The organism is Vibrio sp. Vb0667 (assembly GCF_033391095.1).
Genome location: NZ_JAWPOL010000001.1, coordinates 252,334 through 266,938, shown reverse-complemented (window position 1 = coordinate 266,938; position 14,605 = coordinate 252,334). Strand labels below are relative to the sequence as shown.

The 14,605-nt window shown below is 43.9% G+C and carries 11 protein-coding genes and 2 pseudogenes; 3 read left to right on the top strand and 10 right to left on the bottom strand.

Features of this window, described 5'->3' with window-relative positions:
- Nucleotides 1-319 precede the first annotated feature (319 nt).
- From R8269_RS01245 to R8269_RS01235, 3 genes and pseudogenes are all read right to left on the bottom strand, one after another.
- Nucleotides 320-970 (bottom strand): hypothetical protein, encoded by a 651-nt coding sequence (locus R8269_RS01245; RefSeq protein WP_005373718.1) that lies wholly within the window; start codon nt 968-970, stop codon nt 320-322.
- Nucleotides 960-3,626, bottom strand: coding sequence for a DUF2235 domain-containing protein (locus R8269_RS01240; RefSeq protein WP_318222431.1), 2,667 nt, complete (start codon nt 3,624-3,626; stop codon nt 960-962). Before R8269_RS01240 ends, R8269_RS01245 begins: the two co-directional genes overlap by 11 nt.
- Before the next feature lie 412 nt (nt 3,627-4,038).
- Nucleotides 4,039-4,307: pseudogene (locus tag R8269_RS01235) on the bottom strand (transposase); the annotation flags it as partial.
- Nucleotides 4,308-4,702: 395 nt separating this feature from the next.
- Here R8269_RS01235 and R8269_RS01230 point away from each other — a divergent pair.
- Nucleotides 4,703-6,307 carry a S8 family peptidase gene (locus R8269_RS01230; RefSeq protein WP_005373722.1) on the top strand — a complete coding sequence of 535 codons (1,605 nt, stop codon included), beginning with the start codon at nt 4,703-4,705 and terminating at the stop codon, nt 6,305-6,307.
- A gap of 260 nt (nt 6,308-6,567) precedes the next feature.
- Here the strand turns inward: R8269_RS01230 and fabG are convergent, their stop codons facing one another.
- From fabG to R8269_RS01210, 4 genes are all read right to left on the bottom strand, one after another.
- Nucleotides 6,568-7,287: a 3-oxoacyl-ACP reductase FabG gene (fabG, locus tag R8269_RS01225; RefSeq protein WP_005373724.1), complete on the bottom strand. Its 720-nt coding sequence runs from the start codon at nt 7,285-7,287 to the stop codon at nt 6,568-6,570.
- Between the two features lie 300 nt (nt 7,288-7,587).
- Nucleotides 7,588-8,382 (bottom strand): metal ABC transporter permease, encoded by a 795-nt coding sequence (locus tag R8269_RS01220; protein WP_130546403.1) that lies wholly within the window; start codon nt 8,380-8,382, stop codon nt 7,588-7,590.
- Nucleotides 8,383-8,385: 3 nt separating this feature from the next.
- Nucleotides 8,386-9,312 (bottom strand): metal ABC transporter solute-binding protein, Zn/Mn family, encoded by a 927-nt coding sequence (locus R8269_RS01215; protein WP_269665180.1) that lies wholly within the window; start codon nt 9,310-9,312, stop codon nt 8,386-8,388.
- The gene (locus R8269_RS01210; protein WP_054577734.1) at nt 9,302-10,444 is read right to left on the bottom strand and encodes a hypothetical protein; all 1,143 of its coding nucleotides are present in this window, start codon (nt 10,442-10,444) and stop codon (nt 9,302-9,304) included. The genes R8269_RS01215 and R8269_RS01210 overlap by 11 nt, the downstream gene beginning before the upstream one ends.
- Nucleotides 10,445-10,652: 208 nt before the next feature.
- On the opposite strand from R8269_RS01210, the gene R8269_RS01205 reads away from it, so the two are divergent.
- Nucleotides 10,653-11,324, top strand: a complete 672-nt coding sequence (locus R8269_RS01205; protein WP_213910126.1) for a cupin domain-containing protein — start codon at nt 10,653-10,655, stop codon at nt 11,322-11,324.
- Between the two features lie 72 nt (nt 11,325-11,396).
- On the opposite strand, the gene R8269_RS01200 is transcribed toward R8269_RS01205, so the two are convergent.
- Nucleotides 11,397-11,636 (bottom strand): YdcH family protein, encoded by a 240-nt coding sequence (locus tag R8269_RS01200; RefSeq protein WP_005373737.1) that lies wholly within the window; start codon nt 11,634-11,636, stop codon nt 11,397-11,399.
- A 228-nt stretch (nt 11,637-11,864) separates the two neighbouring features.
- On the opposite strand from R8269_RS01200, the gene R8269_RS01195 reads away from it, so the two are divergent.
- The gene (locus tag R8269_RS01195) at nt 11,865-12,668 is read left to right on the top strand and encodes an SDR family NAD(P)-dependent oxidoreductase (RefSeq protein ID WP_025767963.1); all 804 of its coding nucleotides are present in this window, start codon (nt 11,865-11,867) and stop codon (nt 12,666-12,668) included.
- Nucleotides 12,669-12,745: 77 nt separating this feature from the next.
- On the opposite strand, the pseudogene R8269_RS01190 reads toward R8269_RS01195, so the two are convergent.
- Nucleotides 12,746-13,648: pseudogene (locus R8269_RS01190) on the bottom strand (LysR family transcriptional regulator).
- Nucleotides 13,649-13,728: 80 nt separating this feature from the next.
- Nucleotides 13,729-14,598 (bottom strand): AraC family transcriptional regulator, encoded by an 870-nt coding sequence (locus R8269_RS01185; protein WP_005387011.1) that lies wholly within the window; start codon nt 14,596-14,598, stop codon nt 13,729-13,731.
- Nucleotides 14,599-14,605 lie beyond the last annotated feature (7 nt).

Sequence of the window (14,605 nt, the reverse complement as noted above, 5' to 3'; positions counted from 1 at the left end):
ATCTCTATTTATTGATGAAAAGTAGCAGCTAAGGTTGAACGTAACTAAGAGCGAAGCGGATCTCGATACCTCATTTCAAACAACTTGAAAGGCTGTTAAGACGAGATAAACGACCTTCATTTTCTGTGAAGAGCGCTTTGTTGTTCTAATTCAAGCTAACGAAACACTTTTTTGGACAAAAATGAGTTTCGGAAAAGCAAACATTAGCAAACCATAAATAACTACATGTATGACAAAGTGAAAAAGCCCACTGTTAGGTTAGATGAACGTGGGCTAAGGTTGTACAGGTTAAGGCATGGAAAATCGGCAGTTTCAATGACTAAGGTGTATTATCCGTAAATGGTTTGTCTGAGACCTCACCTCTGCCTTCATAAAGAACAACCACAGTTGAGTTCTTATGCTTGCTATACGGTGCTACTTGAACCCATCCATTAGGGTCTGCTCCCTCTCTGACCGTGCAGTCATCGTTTATTTCTGGAGTACAGCCGTAAGCGTACAAAAGTAAGACCCTATCATTATTTACAAGAAGCTTCATGACTGGGTTTGCATGATGGTTCTTGTAGTAATGGTTCATTGTTTCAATTTTTTTCTTGGCAAGCTCACTATCTATCGCATCATCAATTCGAAACCATTTAGTATCATAATTCTCATCGAAATTACCCCATTCGGGCTTCCAACGCTTTTGCCACTTTTCACGGGATGAGCCGCCACCAACTCCATTTTCCCATTTACCTTTTATGGCGCTAGGGATACCAATGCCAATGCTTGCGCTAGCACAACAGCCCTGAACGCTCCCATACGCAAAGTTTGCACCTCCACCATATATATCACTGACCCACATATCACGAATAAAATGAGGACCGCTTAAAGACCCTGCATTGCCAATGCTCGCAACTGAAACTGGCTTACTCTCAAAGCAACCATTAAGCAAAAAGCACATGCTTACAGCAATTAAAAATCTATACTTCATTATCAAATACCACTCGTTTGAGTTGGTTTCCTTCTTTCGTTACCGCGTTAACAAGATTGTCCATAGCAGTCTCACACCCCGCGTTGATTAGTGCATCATGAGGCCGATGTATCCATTCCTTTCCATACTGGCTAATCTCACCCTGCCAATGTGTTGGTGCAATGCTTCCTAACGGTTGAGCTAATAACTTTTCATTCAAGGTTTTTAAAGCCACATCATTTCCTGTCAATTGACTAAAATCTTGTTGATAGGCGAGCTTTTCGTCATCCCAATTAACACCTGCAACCTCTGCCTGCTGTTTCATTCTTTCTAATGGCAAAGCCGAAAGAGCATTGCTAATAGGCTGTAACTCGTAATAATAAAGGATGCCATTCACCAGTGTCACAACACCATATATACCCTTAGTTCTGCATTCCAAATTCCAAGCATCTTGAGCTTGCTTGTGTAGGCGCTCACTGTATGCGGCGGCTCCATAAACATTCTGTTGTGCTTGTATATCTTCCCTTATGGATTCTGTTTTTATTAACTCACGATTATAAGTTGCAGACAGAGGCATTCCATACCTTTCAGGTAAACCTTGCTTTGCATACTGCTCTTTTGAAGGATAACCGCCACCAATGTCTGTGTGACAGCCAGCAAACACCTCCTCATAAAAGTTAGAAGGTAGAATGCTATCGCTAGGTAGCAGTGACGTTAGAGGGAAGTTTTTCCTGTATTCGTGATGGGCGCTTATCTGGAATACACGCTCCGCACAACTAGTATCAAGTCCTAGTTCAAAATTGCCTTCATCGTTGTTTCCTGCTAGATAGAACGAGCCTACGGTATCGAACAACCCAACAAAGCGAACACTACAGGTACGTGTCTCGTCAGGATAATAACCATGTTTAAGCTGGCTACTGATATCATTTTGGTGTGTTAATAAGTTTGGGAAAACTTCACCGAATGACTCTCCATCACGCGGCTTATTATAATCAGGTAACCCATCTTTAACGGCATTAACAAAGTGACGAGCTAAAGCCGCTCCGCGACTAAAACCAAATACATCGAACTCAATATGTGTTATAGCTTGGTATTTTTGCTGGCGGATCAAATCAGTGATAATTCCATAAAATTGTTTTGTCCAATTTTGCCACTTATAAAATGCCCCAGTATCGTCAGCGACAAGGTTATAAGCCCTATCAATGAACGTCCATGTTTTCTCTAAATTATTGGGGCTGACACCAAACGCCTGAGCTAGATCGACCTCATCTTTTCCTTCATCTATCAAGGCTGGGGTTTGCCACGCTCCATCCACAGTCCCGACCCCTGCAATATAAATTTTATTGGTATCATCATCTAATGGGTAAATTTCAAATAGCCGTGCCACATTAGTGCGTGATTTTACTCCACGTGTTTCTTTGTAGAGATCATTCAGATGGTTTTGCCCAGTTCCATCAAAGAAAACCCCAATCCGTAGTACTTTTTCTTCGACTTTTTTTACATTGAGGACTGGTGTTGTCTGAGAAACACCTTGAAGCTCAAAGATGTGTTTCATTGACGGAGAAAGCAGTGGCTGATTGTACTTCCCCCATGTATTACCTAATACATAGCTCTCGCCAACTTTTATCTCCGTTAACGGTGAGGGAGATTCTTTGGTTTCTTGAGCTTCATCGACAACATCCGATTTTTCAACAATAAGAACATCGCCAGCTCTCAAAGCCATCGGATCTTGTTCGAATGATGAGTTTAATTTGAGGAGTTCTTTCGGGCTAAGGTCGTAATACCCTGCAATGTCACTCCAACTTTCATGCTGTCCATTATCCTTCATATTCACTTTATGGGTTTGAATTTCTTTGGCAGCGGTATCGTTGATATCAGAAGGTGTTTCTCTTGGTAGAAGATGCTGTTGTAAAGAAGAAACAAGAAGAGCCGTATCAATCAGTGTCGCATTTTCGTCGAGCCAAGCCATACTCACTTCGCCCAGTTGTTCGTTGGTCAACTTAGCACGGGAATAGAGTATGTGTTGTTTCCCTGGTTCTTTTCCTTCAATTTTCACTGGAACCAGTAGAGAATTAAAAATCTGATTGCTTGCGAGGGTGTTAGATATGCCATCAGATGAAGATTGAGTAATATGCCAACCCCACTTGCCGTCTCCTAGTATATCGAGTTCATACAACAACTTACCTTCGTAGAAGTAGTAATAGAAGCCATGCAAAGACCAACCTAATTTAGACTCGCTCTCTAGAGATGGCAACAAGGGGATAAACTCAGCATTAAAGTACCCTGAGCCGACAGATCTTGGCGTAACGTCAAAGGATGTGCTGATGCCAAAATTCTGATGAAACTCATGAGTCAGCTTTTTTGATTCTTCGACATGGCACTCTCCTGTGAGCACGGTATACTTTGCCGAGTCTAACGCCTCTTCAGAGTGCCAGCGTTTAATGCTCTCCTCATTATCAGATTTACTAAGAGAGAAGACACCTAATTTCAGGCTAGAGAGATCGGACTTTGGTGCATAGATCTTAATACGGCACTCAAACCCTGCTACAGGCTCAGGTTCGAGCGCTGGGGTTGGAGTTGGGGGAGCGAGAGGGGTATCCTCCTTAACTGGGGCATATCCAGCACTTGTTAACCGTTTCGGCTTAGGGAATTCTATTGGCATATCATATACTTTCATTTCAAAAGTACATTTTACCAACAGTGCATAGATCACACAGTAAGCAAGTGAATTGTTTTGCTATGCAATATGCTTGATTTCTTAGGTATTTTAACTAAAAAGACAAGCTCTGTGCACATTTACAGAATGTTTGATGGTCTTTAATCCCTAAATAGCCTTGGTACAAAGACGATATCAATTCAAAACCACCTTTTAATGAAAAATCTTTGCCTCTTCACATTAGCAATATTTGTGCAAAACTCGGCTAACTATGACCGTAGGCTTTTTGACGACACCAATAAAGGGGCAAAGGTGTGTTTCAGTTCTTAAATGGGGAAGTGTTTTCCTCATATTCCTCAACCAATACAGCTAGCCTTTCAAGTTTACAAATTAGTCTTATATTTGCTTTATCGAAAGGCATTGAGGTTACTTACCTTGGCGCGAGATTTTTTAAAGTGCTCAATACCGTGTTGTATGCGACATTCAACACTTGTACTGTTTCCCTAACGCCAGAGCTATTCATTGACATATCAACAATTTTTTCTTTTACATCTGGCTTGCGGGCTTCGTAAACTTAATCAAGTTAAAGCTCTTTCGACACTCGATACATCTGGAGCGAGGAAAGCCAGAATGCCCTTTCCATGTTCACGAACGGGCTCTGGTTTTATTACAGAAACGACATTGAACTTGGATAGTAACCATGAGTTAAAAAACATCAGAAATCAGGTGGCTATATTAACATCTATCAACCGATTTGAGTTGTGACCAATGAAAGGATAGTTAGGTTTTTATTGCGTAAATTATCGGTAAGATGAGGTCATATAACAGGCAATATGCCAGGTGTGTAGAATTATTCTATTTTAGGGGTTTTGCCCTAAGTCTAAATGAATCTTTGCATTTCAATTTCAATAAAGCTTGGTTATTGATCATGTTTCTGAGTATGCGAATTATTATCAGTTATGCATATAATTGCTCATTGTCTAGTTTGACTTGTGTAACGTCACTTCAGCACGTACTACGCTGATTGTCTGTGTTTTCGTGTTGACAGTTTGGTACTAGGTAAAAATCAACAAGACTATGATTTCAAGGAACATTTTATGTTAAAGAAACTACTAAGTTGTTGTATCACCTCCGCGCTCTGTTTTCATTCTTCTCTCGCTTTTTCGCAATCCAATGAGATTGTGGACAGTACAGAGTTACAACAAGCTCCGGACATATTACCAGCCACATTAATGCTCGCACCGGACGAGATCGCCATTGCAGATCGCTACATAGTGGTATTTCAACAACCGCAAATAATGGCGAGCAACTCAACGGAATTCGAGCAATTCACGCAACAATCCGTAGACCGCATGTCTGGTTTGTATTCGGTAAAAGTGGAGTCGGTCTTTGACCACTCGATCAGTGGATTTGTCGCTAACTTGAGTCCTGATCAACTAAAAGATCTGCGTTCTGATCCTCGTGTGGACTACATTGAGCAAGACAGAATCCTATCGCTTGACCCAATAGTCTCGGCAGACGCAAATCAAACCAATGCCATTTGGGGACTAGACCGAATCGACCAACGAAACTTGCCACTCGATAACAACTACAGTGCCAACTTTGATGGGACTGGGGTAACGGCTTATGTTATCGATACTGGTGTGAATAACGCGCATGTTGAGTTCGGTGGTCGCTCAGTTTCAGGGTATGACTTTGTCGATAACGATGCAGATGCAAGTGACTGTAATGGACACGGCACACACGTAGCGGGCACCATTGGCGGCAGCTTGTATGGTGTTGCGAAAAACGTCAACCTTGTCGGCGTGAGAGTATTGAGCTGTACCGGATCGGGTTCTACTTCTGGTGTTATTGCCGGTGTGGACTGGGTGGCTGCGAACGCTTCCGGACCTTCAGTCGCCAACATGAGTTTAGGCGGCGGTCAATCCGTCGCTCTGGATAGTGCGGTGCAAAGTGCGGTTCAGTCAGGTGTCAGCTTTATGCTAGCAGCAGGTAACTCCAACGCCGATGCGTGTAACTATTCTCCAGCACGCGTTGCTTCCGGAGTAACTGTCGGATCGACCACTAGCACGGATGCACGTTCGAGTTTTTCAAACTGGGGCAGTTGTGTGGATGTATTTGCGCCAGGTTCACAAATCAAATCTGCATGGTATGACGGTGGCTACAAAACCATTAGTGGCACTTCGATGGCGACGCCACATGTGGCGGGTGTAGCAGCATTGTATCTTCAAGAAAACAGTTCACTGTCTCCAAGCCAAGTAGAGGCCTTGATCGTTAGCCGCGCAACTAGCGGAAAAGTGACGGACACAAGAGGCAGCGTGAACAAGCTACTTTATAGCTTAACGGATGCAGATTGTGGCCAAGACTGCGGTGGCCCAGACCCAACACCGGACCCAGAAGGCAAATTAACCTCGGGCGTGCCAGTAAGTGGTTTAAGTGGTTCAACTGGTCAAGTAGCGTATTACTATGTTGATGTAGAAGCTGGGCAGCGTTTAACCGTACAAATGTATGGTGGAAGTGGTGATGCGGATTTGTATCTCCGTTTTGGAGCAAAACCAGCACTGAATGCATGGGACTGCCGACCTTTCAAATACGGTAACAATGAAACATGTACGGTCAGTGCGACACAAAGTGGACGTTATCACGTCATGATTCAAGGTTACTCAAACTATAGCGGTGTCAGCATTCAAGCGAGCTACTAGTTATTCTTCTCGTTACTAAAAGAGAGCAAAGCCCGCTTTTCGGTGGGCTTTTCTTTTGGGAATACTGTGCTTTAGGGAATGCAGTGTTTAAGAGGAGACGCCCGACGCTATTCAAACGTATTGGCCTTTTGCTTCAAAAACTCAACTCGAAGCGAAATCGAAGCTTTCTATTAGTAGTACTCACATAAGTCGGGTTCCTCAAACAAAAAAGCCCTTTACATAAGTAAAAGGCATTTTTATTTTAGATTTTGATTAGCGAGCTATAACACCAGCCCACCGTCAATCTTGAGCACTTGGCCTGTGATGTAGGCGCTCTTGTCTGAGGTTAGGAAAGAGACGCCACTGGCAATATCTTGAACTGAGCCCATGCGCCCTAATGGGGTTTTGCCTTCCATCATTTGAATGACTTTCTCTGGCAGGTTCTTGGTCATGTCGGTGGCGATAAAGCCTGGTGCGACACAGTTGACGCGTATCTGTGCACCCTTTCTTGAAAGTTCTTTCGCCCAGCCTTTGCTCATTGAGATGACGCCGCCTTTACTTGCGCCGTAGTTGCTCTGGCCGATATTACCATCCGTTCCCACTATAGAAGAAATGCTAACAATACTGCCTGTACCCTGCTCTAGCATGACAGGAGCAACGCGCTGGGTGAGTAAGAACACCGCTTTTAGGTTCACGTCGATCACGCTGTCCCAGTCTTGCTCTAACATGTCTGGCAACAGTGCATCTCGAGTGATGCCCGCGTTGTTAACCAGAGCATCGATTCTTCCGTGCTGCTCTACAACACTTTCTACTACTTCACTGACGGCTTTGGCATCACACAAGTTGACTTGATAACTGCTTAGCTGCGCCGACTGGCTCCATTCCACGGGCGATATATCTAGCCCGATTACGTGGAATCCATCCTCCAGTAATTGTTCACAAATCGCTTGGCCAATACCACGAGCCGCACCAGTGACTACTGCTACTTTTTCCGGTTTCATCTTGGTCTTCCTTAAATGTTGAGATTACAAATTCGCTTGTATCCCTAGCGTTATTTGTTTTTATGCCTAGTCGCGTTACAACTGCGCTTCTCATACGCAGGGTCTTTTATATCTTATAAAAACTATAGAAACAGTCTGGGAGTCGGATGTGAACTAATCAAGGCAACTTGATGACTATGGCAAGATCAACGTAAGAAAGTGTGTTGGAAGGCGCAAAGTTACGCGATTGGAGGACTTGGATAGAAAAGTATTGGTCTGATTAATCAAATACTACTTCATCAGACCAATATTACTTGTCTCTTAATCTCTTACAAAAGCTGGTTTTGTTATTTTCACCAGAAAAGGCTGAAGCAAGAGATTAAACAACATGCCAGCAATAAACAGGGTGATCACAATACTCGCACCACTCGGTAAGTCATAGCGAGCCGATGCGGCAATACCCGATAAGATCCCAACAATACCAATGCTGATACTGGCGACAAAGAATCGAGTTCCCTTCAATGCTGCCGCACATAAAGCTGGAATCACCAACAAAGCAAATTCTAAATAAATGCCGGTTAACTTGACCGTAATGGGCATCAGAATAGCAAAGATCAGATAAAAACCACTACCGCGCATAAACGCAGGTTTTAACCAAACTAATAGCAACATCGCAGCGGTAATGAGTGCCAAAGGCCAAACGTCTGCCCAAGTCGCCCATAACAGTTGCCCATTAAGAATGCCTTGAATAAAGTCTCCGCCGTGTGGGTCTTTGCTCACCAGCAGGATCGCCAGCGATGCAGACACGACAAACAAGCTGCCAATCATAGGCTCTAAATGTTGCTGGTATCGTTTCTCCATTAAGGCAATCAAACCGCAAAGCATCAAAGACATCACCCAAGGGCCAATCATTTCGCCAAAGAATGAGCCTGAGAACAGCGCGTATTGGCTCAACCAGTAGTGGCTTAGTGCTGCCCCCAATGCCGCGACTTGCGCCACCGCCAAATCTATAAAGATGATCTGACGATTAAGAACTTGCTGCCCCAGTACGATGTTGCCAACCAACGCAATTAAACCACAAAAAACCGCAGGTAAAAGCCATGCATAATCAGCCATGGCTTAGATCTTCACAGGAACGGGCGGCACTAACACATCCAGTAAATCATCAATGACCTGATCGTACATCTCATCCAAGCTTTCACCCTCAGAAACGGTCAATGGCAGTTGAATCACAGGTTTGTCAGTATGATCTTGCAACCAGTTCGCTGGACGCTGATCCTGATGAGAGGAGTAAACAATCGCATCAAAACTGTCGGCATTTAACTTGGTGAGTGATTGCAGGTGAGATGTGGTCGGTGAAATGCCCGGTTTAGGTTCGAGATCGGCAATCTGCTTCATTCCGAGCCAATCGTACAAATAACGATACGTCGCGTGATAACCGACAACTTGCTTACCCTTTAAAGCAGCCCCTTTCTCATTCCATTCTTTAAGCTTTTTACGCCAATGAGCACGAAACTTCATACCATTCACTTGGTAACTTTGTGCGTTGTCGGGATCAATCGCTTTTAGGCGCTCCGTGACTTTACGAGATAATGGAATCATGTCATTTGCCGCAAATTGAACATGTGGGTTACCGTGAGCGTGTATATCTCCCATGCTACGGTCAACGTGAGCATGAGTATCTAACATGCGCACGAAGTCCGTCGCGTAGATCATGCTCGGCGCACCATTTTGCACCGCCGCATTGCTGCTACGAACTTGCAGCATAGGTAACCACCCCACCTCTAGCTCTGCGCCCGAACACATTGCCATGTCCGCTTGGCGCATCTTCGCAATCAAAGAAGGACGAGCTTGCACGTAATGTGGGTCTTGCTTAGCCGTTGTCGCTGAATAAATACTGGCATCTGGCGCGTGGCTTTCAAGAAAGGCTTTCCATTCTGGCTCACAAACGAAAATGTTTAGAGCCAAAGCAGGCGAAGAGATGATGGCAGCTCCTGCTGCCATCATCACCAAGCTGCATTTATTCAATGTCAGCTTAGAACGCATGAGCACCGTGCGCTCCAAATGTCATCACGTATTGCAGAGTGAACACGTTGTCTGTCTCACTGTCTTGGTTATCAATGCGAGTGTATTGCGCACGGATAGTACCGAAATGAGAAGAATCCCATGCGATCATCGCATCCATTTCTTTATCATTCAGCTCAGTAAAATGCATGTGGTCGCCGTGTGCATGACCATCGTAGCTTTCTGCTTCGCCGTAACGTAGACCTGCTGACCAGCTTGGGTTGAAGCGATAAACGCCCGAAACATAGTAGGCGCTTAAGTTGTCTGGTGACTCTGCATCGTTTTTATATTTACTGTCTACCACACCGTCTAGCAGCATGTATTCAGCCGATAGCGTGAAGTTGCTGTATTTGTAATTACCGTCTGGTGCCCATTTCCAAACAAAATCAGCCCCGTAAAGGTTCGCACCTGTCACTGCTGCGCCATGATGGTGATCGTGATCATGCTCTTCTTCATGACCGTGGTCGTGATCTTCGAATTCTTTAACCTTGCCGTTTTCGTTGCGCAGGTAACTTAAACCAAACTGCCAACTTGAAGATTCGGAGAAGTCATTCCCAAGCTTCAGCGTCGTGGTGTACACGCCAACTTCAGAACCATCTTCGACAGAAGACATTTTGCTACCACTAAGCGCTTCTACACCAAATTTTACGTAAAGGTCGGTTGGCAACACGATGTTTGCACGTACACCATCATCGTAGTAGTGCGAGCCAAGGAAAGTACGATAAGCAATTGGACGCTCGACAAAGCTATCGGTGTGCATGTGTTGGTTGTTCAGGTAACCAAAGTCAGATAGGAATCGGCCAGCGCGCACATTTACACCATATGGCAATGCCAAAGTTTCGATGAATGCCTCTTCAAGCTCTAATTCTGTCTCATCACCGTGACTTTCAAGAACCGCGGTCAATGCACCGTAAAACTTGTCGTCGATATTCGATGAGAAGTTTAATTCCGTATGGCCTAGACCAAAGCCTTCTTCGCGCTCAGAATTATGACGTTGGCCATCTTGGTAGTAGCCATCAACAACAACACCAATCTGTGGGTTCGATAGTGTGTCGGCAAAAACAGGGGATGCAAAAATGCTACCGATCACGAGAGACACCAATTTCTTATTCACTACTTTTTCCTTTTTGTTATGTTATAACATTTAATTTTGCGATGTTATAATATAACAATTCTCATTACACAAGCAGAAATTTAAATTAGGTTCCGATTTCCTGTTCGTACTCAATCCATGAATTAGGCTATCAACAAATGAATCAATTGATGTTTTTTAAACGTATACTAATGAGAATTAGTAATTAAATAAGTAACGGAATTTCAATATGTTGAATATGGATTTTTCAAAAAGAATCGTGATAGATACTGCTCAACAGGAATGGATCGCCAGCCCTTCCAAAGGTGTGTGGCGTAAACCTTTGGAACGAGAAGCCAAAGAATCAGGGCACACCACCAGCGTCGTTAAATACGAGCCAAATTCGCACTTTTCGACTCATCCTCATCCTCACGGAGAAGAAATATTAGTGCTCGAAGGAGTGTTCTCTGACGAATACGGTGACTACCCTGCCGGCACTTACCTTCGTAACCCTCCAGGAAGTCAACACGCACCATTTAGCAAAGAAGGCTGTGTGATTTTAGTTAAACTAAATCAATTCAATTCTGATGATCTTGAAACAGTTCGCATCAACACGAACGAAGCGAATTGGTTACCTGGCATCGGTGGGCTGAAAGTCATGCCATTGCATGATTTTGAGCATGAACATGTCGCATTGGTTAAATGGCCGAAAGGCGAGAAGTTTCAACCACACCGTCACTTTGGTGGTGAAGAAATTTTTGTGTTATCGGGGGAATTTAAAGACGAGCTAGGAACCTATCCTCCCTACTCTTGGATACGCAGTCCACATATGAGTGAGCACTTTCCTTTTGTAGAGCAAGAAACGGTCATTTGGGTAAAAACAGGCCACCTGCCACTCCAAGCTCCTGCTCAGCAATCCTAATGTTTGCACACTGGCATCGTCCATTGGAACTAAAATCGGCCCGCAATTTACGAGCCGATGATCATTTCGTCACTAAGAACCCATTATTCGCGAGTGGAGCCAGTCTTTGAGCTCAGCCCGGTTATGTTTTAACACGTTCATTTCGTGATCATCAATCGGGCTTCCTTGAAGTTCTAGTACGCGGATTTCCTTATCTAAAGCATTGTAGTTTTTAACGGTTTCAGCAAATGATGCATCGTTTTCGGTAAGCTGAGTAATGGTATCCAAATGTTCTGGGAATTCATGAGTTAATGAGTGATTTTCACCTAACATAGAGACCTCTTGGCTATTATTTGAGTACAAACTAGTGCCTAATTTTCGAGCACCACATGTATAACCGTAGCATCTAATGAGACGTTAATTCGTCGCACCGCCCACAAAAAGAACAACAAAGTTATTTTCAATTTTTCCTAGAAAGTGTTTTCTTTTTAGTCTCAATAGTCGAATGCAATAGATGCCACTATGATCGTTCTATAATAACCCTCAACAATGAGAGCGATCATGCGAAAGACAATTCTAGTTACTGGATCTACTGACGGTATTGGTTTAGAAACCGCGAAAATGTTAATTAACCGTGAACAACACGTAATAATCCATGGCCGGAATATAGAGAAAGTTCAACAAGTTGAGCAAAGTTTGAGGGAGATGAAAAGTGGTAAAGTTGAAAGCCTTGTTGCTGATTTATCCTCTCCCAATGCGGTAAAACAGATAGTGATGGAGATAACAGAACGGTTCAATCATTTAGACGTCATCATTAACAATGCTGGTGTGTACGCAACACCAAATCCAAGAACTAAAGAGGGTCTTGATGTACGCTTCGCAGTCAACACCATTGCTCCCTACTTACTCACTAGAGAGCTATTGCCGTTGCTCGGAGATACGGGTCGTGTGGTTAATTTGTCTTCAGCTGCACAAACAACAGTGAACACTAGCGCTTTACTCGGTAACAAACCATTGTCAGATGGCGAAGCATATGCCCAAAGCAAATTGGCATTAACGATGTGGTCACGAGCAATCGGACTAAAGCTTAAGAACACTGGCCCTATGTTGGTATCAGTAAACCCAAAATCATTCCTAGGTAGTAAGATGGTTAAAGATGCTTATGGGGTTGCTGGTGGTGATATCCGCTTAGGGGCAGATATTCTAACTCGCGCTGCGCTATCAGAAGAGTTTGCTCAAGCGCATGGTATGTACTTCGATAATGACATTGAAGCATTCGCGCCCCCACACCCTGATGCATTAGATCAAAGCAAAACACAGCAGATAATTGATACTATTGAATTAATCTTAAGCAAACTCTATTAATAACAATTAAGAATTATCTTGAGGTTCGTTTTTATTCGGACCTTAAAAACAATGTATTCGATAAGTGAAACTTGTTATCACTTTTCCGCAAACTCCCAATAAGGTGGCGTGCCATAGTATTCAGCAAAGTAATCAATAAAGGCACGCACCTTAGGCGCAATTAAACGAGAGCTTGGGTACACAGCCCAAATCCCAGCATCCATCGCTAAAGGGTGATCTTCGAGTACTTCCACTAGCTGACCACTTTGTAATTCTTGATAAACACTCCAAACCGAGTTGATAGAAATACCTAACCCGTTTACCGTCGCGTCTCTCATCGCATCACCATTATCGGTTTTAAAACGACCAGAAGTTCTTACATTGAACATTCCATCTTTTGTATTGAATGACCAATTATTCATTCCAACTAAGTTAATACACTCATGATTCGTCAAGTCTTGGGGCTTGTTGGGTCTCCCAAATTGTTCAATATAATCTGGTGATGCAACGATAATACGACGATCTGGCGCAAGCTTTCTTGCGACCAATGAAGAATCTTTCAACTCAGCGACACGAATGGCGACATCAAAACCTCCCTCAACCAGATCCATAATGGAATCAGAAAATCGGCAGTCCACGGTTAACCCTGGGTAACGCGCCATAAAACCTTTTAATGCGGGCACAATATGCAAGCGACCAAAAGTTGCAGAGGCGGTTATACGTAATACTCCCGTTGGCGCGCTCTGCCCTGAGCCAACAGCTCCCCTTGCTGCCTCCACTGTTGCAAGGACCTCCTCCGCGTGAGGTAAAAATGCCTACCCCTCTTCAGTTAAGGAAACTTTGCGTGTGGTGCGATGAACTAAACGAACTCCTAAGCTGTCCTCAAGTTTATTGATGTGTGCGCTAGCGACAGCAGGAGAAAGTCCAAGCTCCTGACCAGCCATGCTGATGTTGTGTGTCGAAGCCAAACGGACAAATAGCTTTACATGATCGATGTTCATTTAATTTTCAATTATTTGTAAAAAATCACCATATAGAGCTTAGCATTTTCTTCCTTACGGATAGTAAATAAATACTCCAGTTAGAAAAAGCTGATGGGCAGATAGAAGTCCAGCTCAAACGCCTCATCATGGCTGAGGAAATGGTTTTTATGATAGTGAACATAAGCGGGAGTAGAACGCTGCTTAAAGCCTGAATTCGGCAACCACTTTTCTAACACCATACTCAATTGAGGAAGAAGCTCTCCATATACCCCTGTTAAGCGAAAAACAGCATGCAAACCACCCGGAATCGTCATTTGATTCACGACACCGCGTACTTTAAGCGGCTTATCAATCGCCATACAAGCCACATAGCGACACTTATCGAGCTCAACCCAAGCGGGGTTGGAGTGATGCAAACCGTATTGAACCGAAAAGTCCCGATTCTCAGAGCTTGCCCACGCCTTCAAAATCAGCCACGCATTGCGAATAGAACGGCTATAACCCTCATGTCGCACATAAGCCGCAAAGCGTTGTGGAACCTCCATAATTTTAGGTTCTGGCAACTCGCGTTTAGCAACCCGATGATAACCCGCAGCCACTTCCGGATCTTTTAGATACGGCTTTTCTGCGACTTGTAAATCATGCTTTCGCCACGCGCCAGGAGACATAGCGAACGTTGCTTTAAATGCTCGGCTAAAAGAAGATACCGAGCTAAAGCCGCACTTGTTAGCAATGTCTAACACCGACGAGCTGGTATCAAACATCAGTTGATTGGCGGCGTATTCCATTCTTGTGCGACGGATATATTGATGGACAGACTCCCCTACCACATCTTTAAAAATACGATGGAAGTGCTGTTCAGAATAGGCTGCTACATCTGCTAGCTCTTTAGCCGATAAATCTCTGCTAATGTCCTGGTGAATGTAAAACAGCACGTCATTGATCCTAGAAACTTGTTGGTGGCTCACGGAGTAA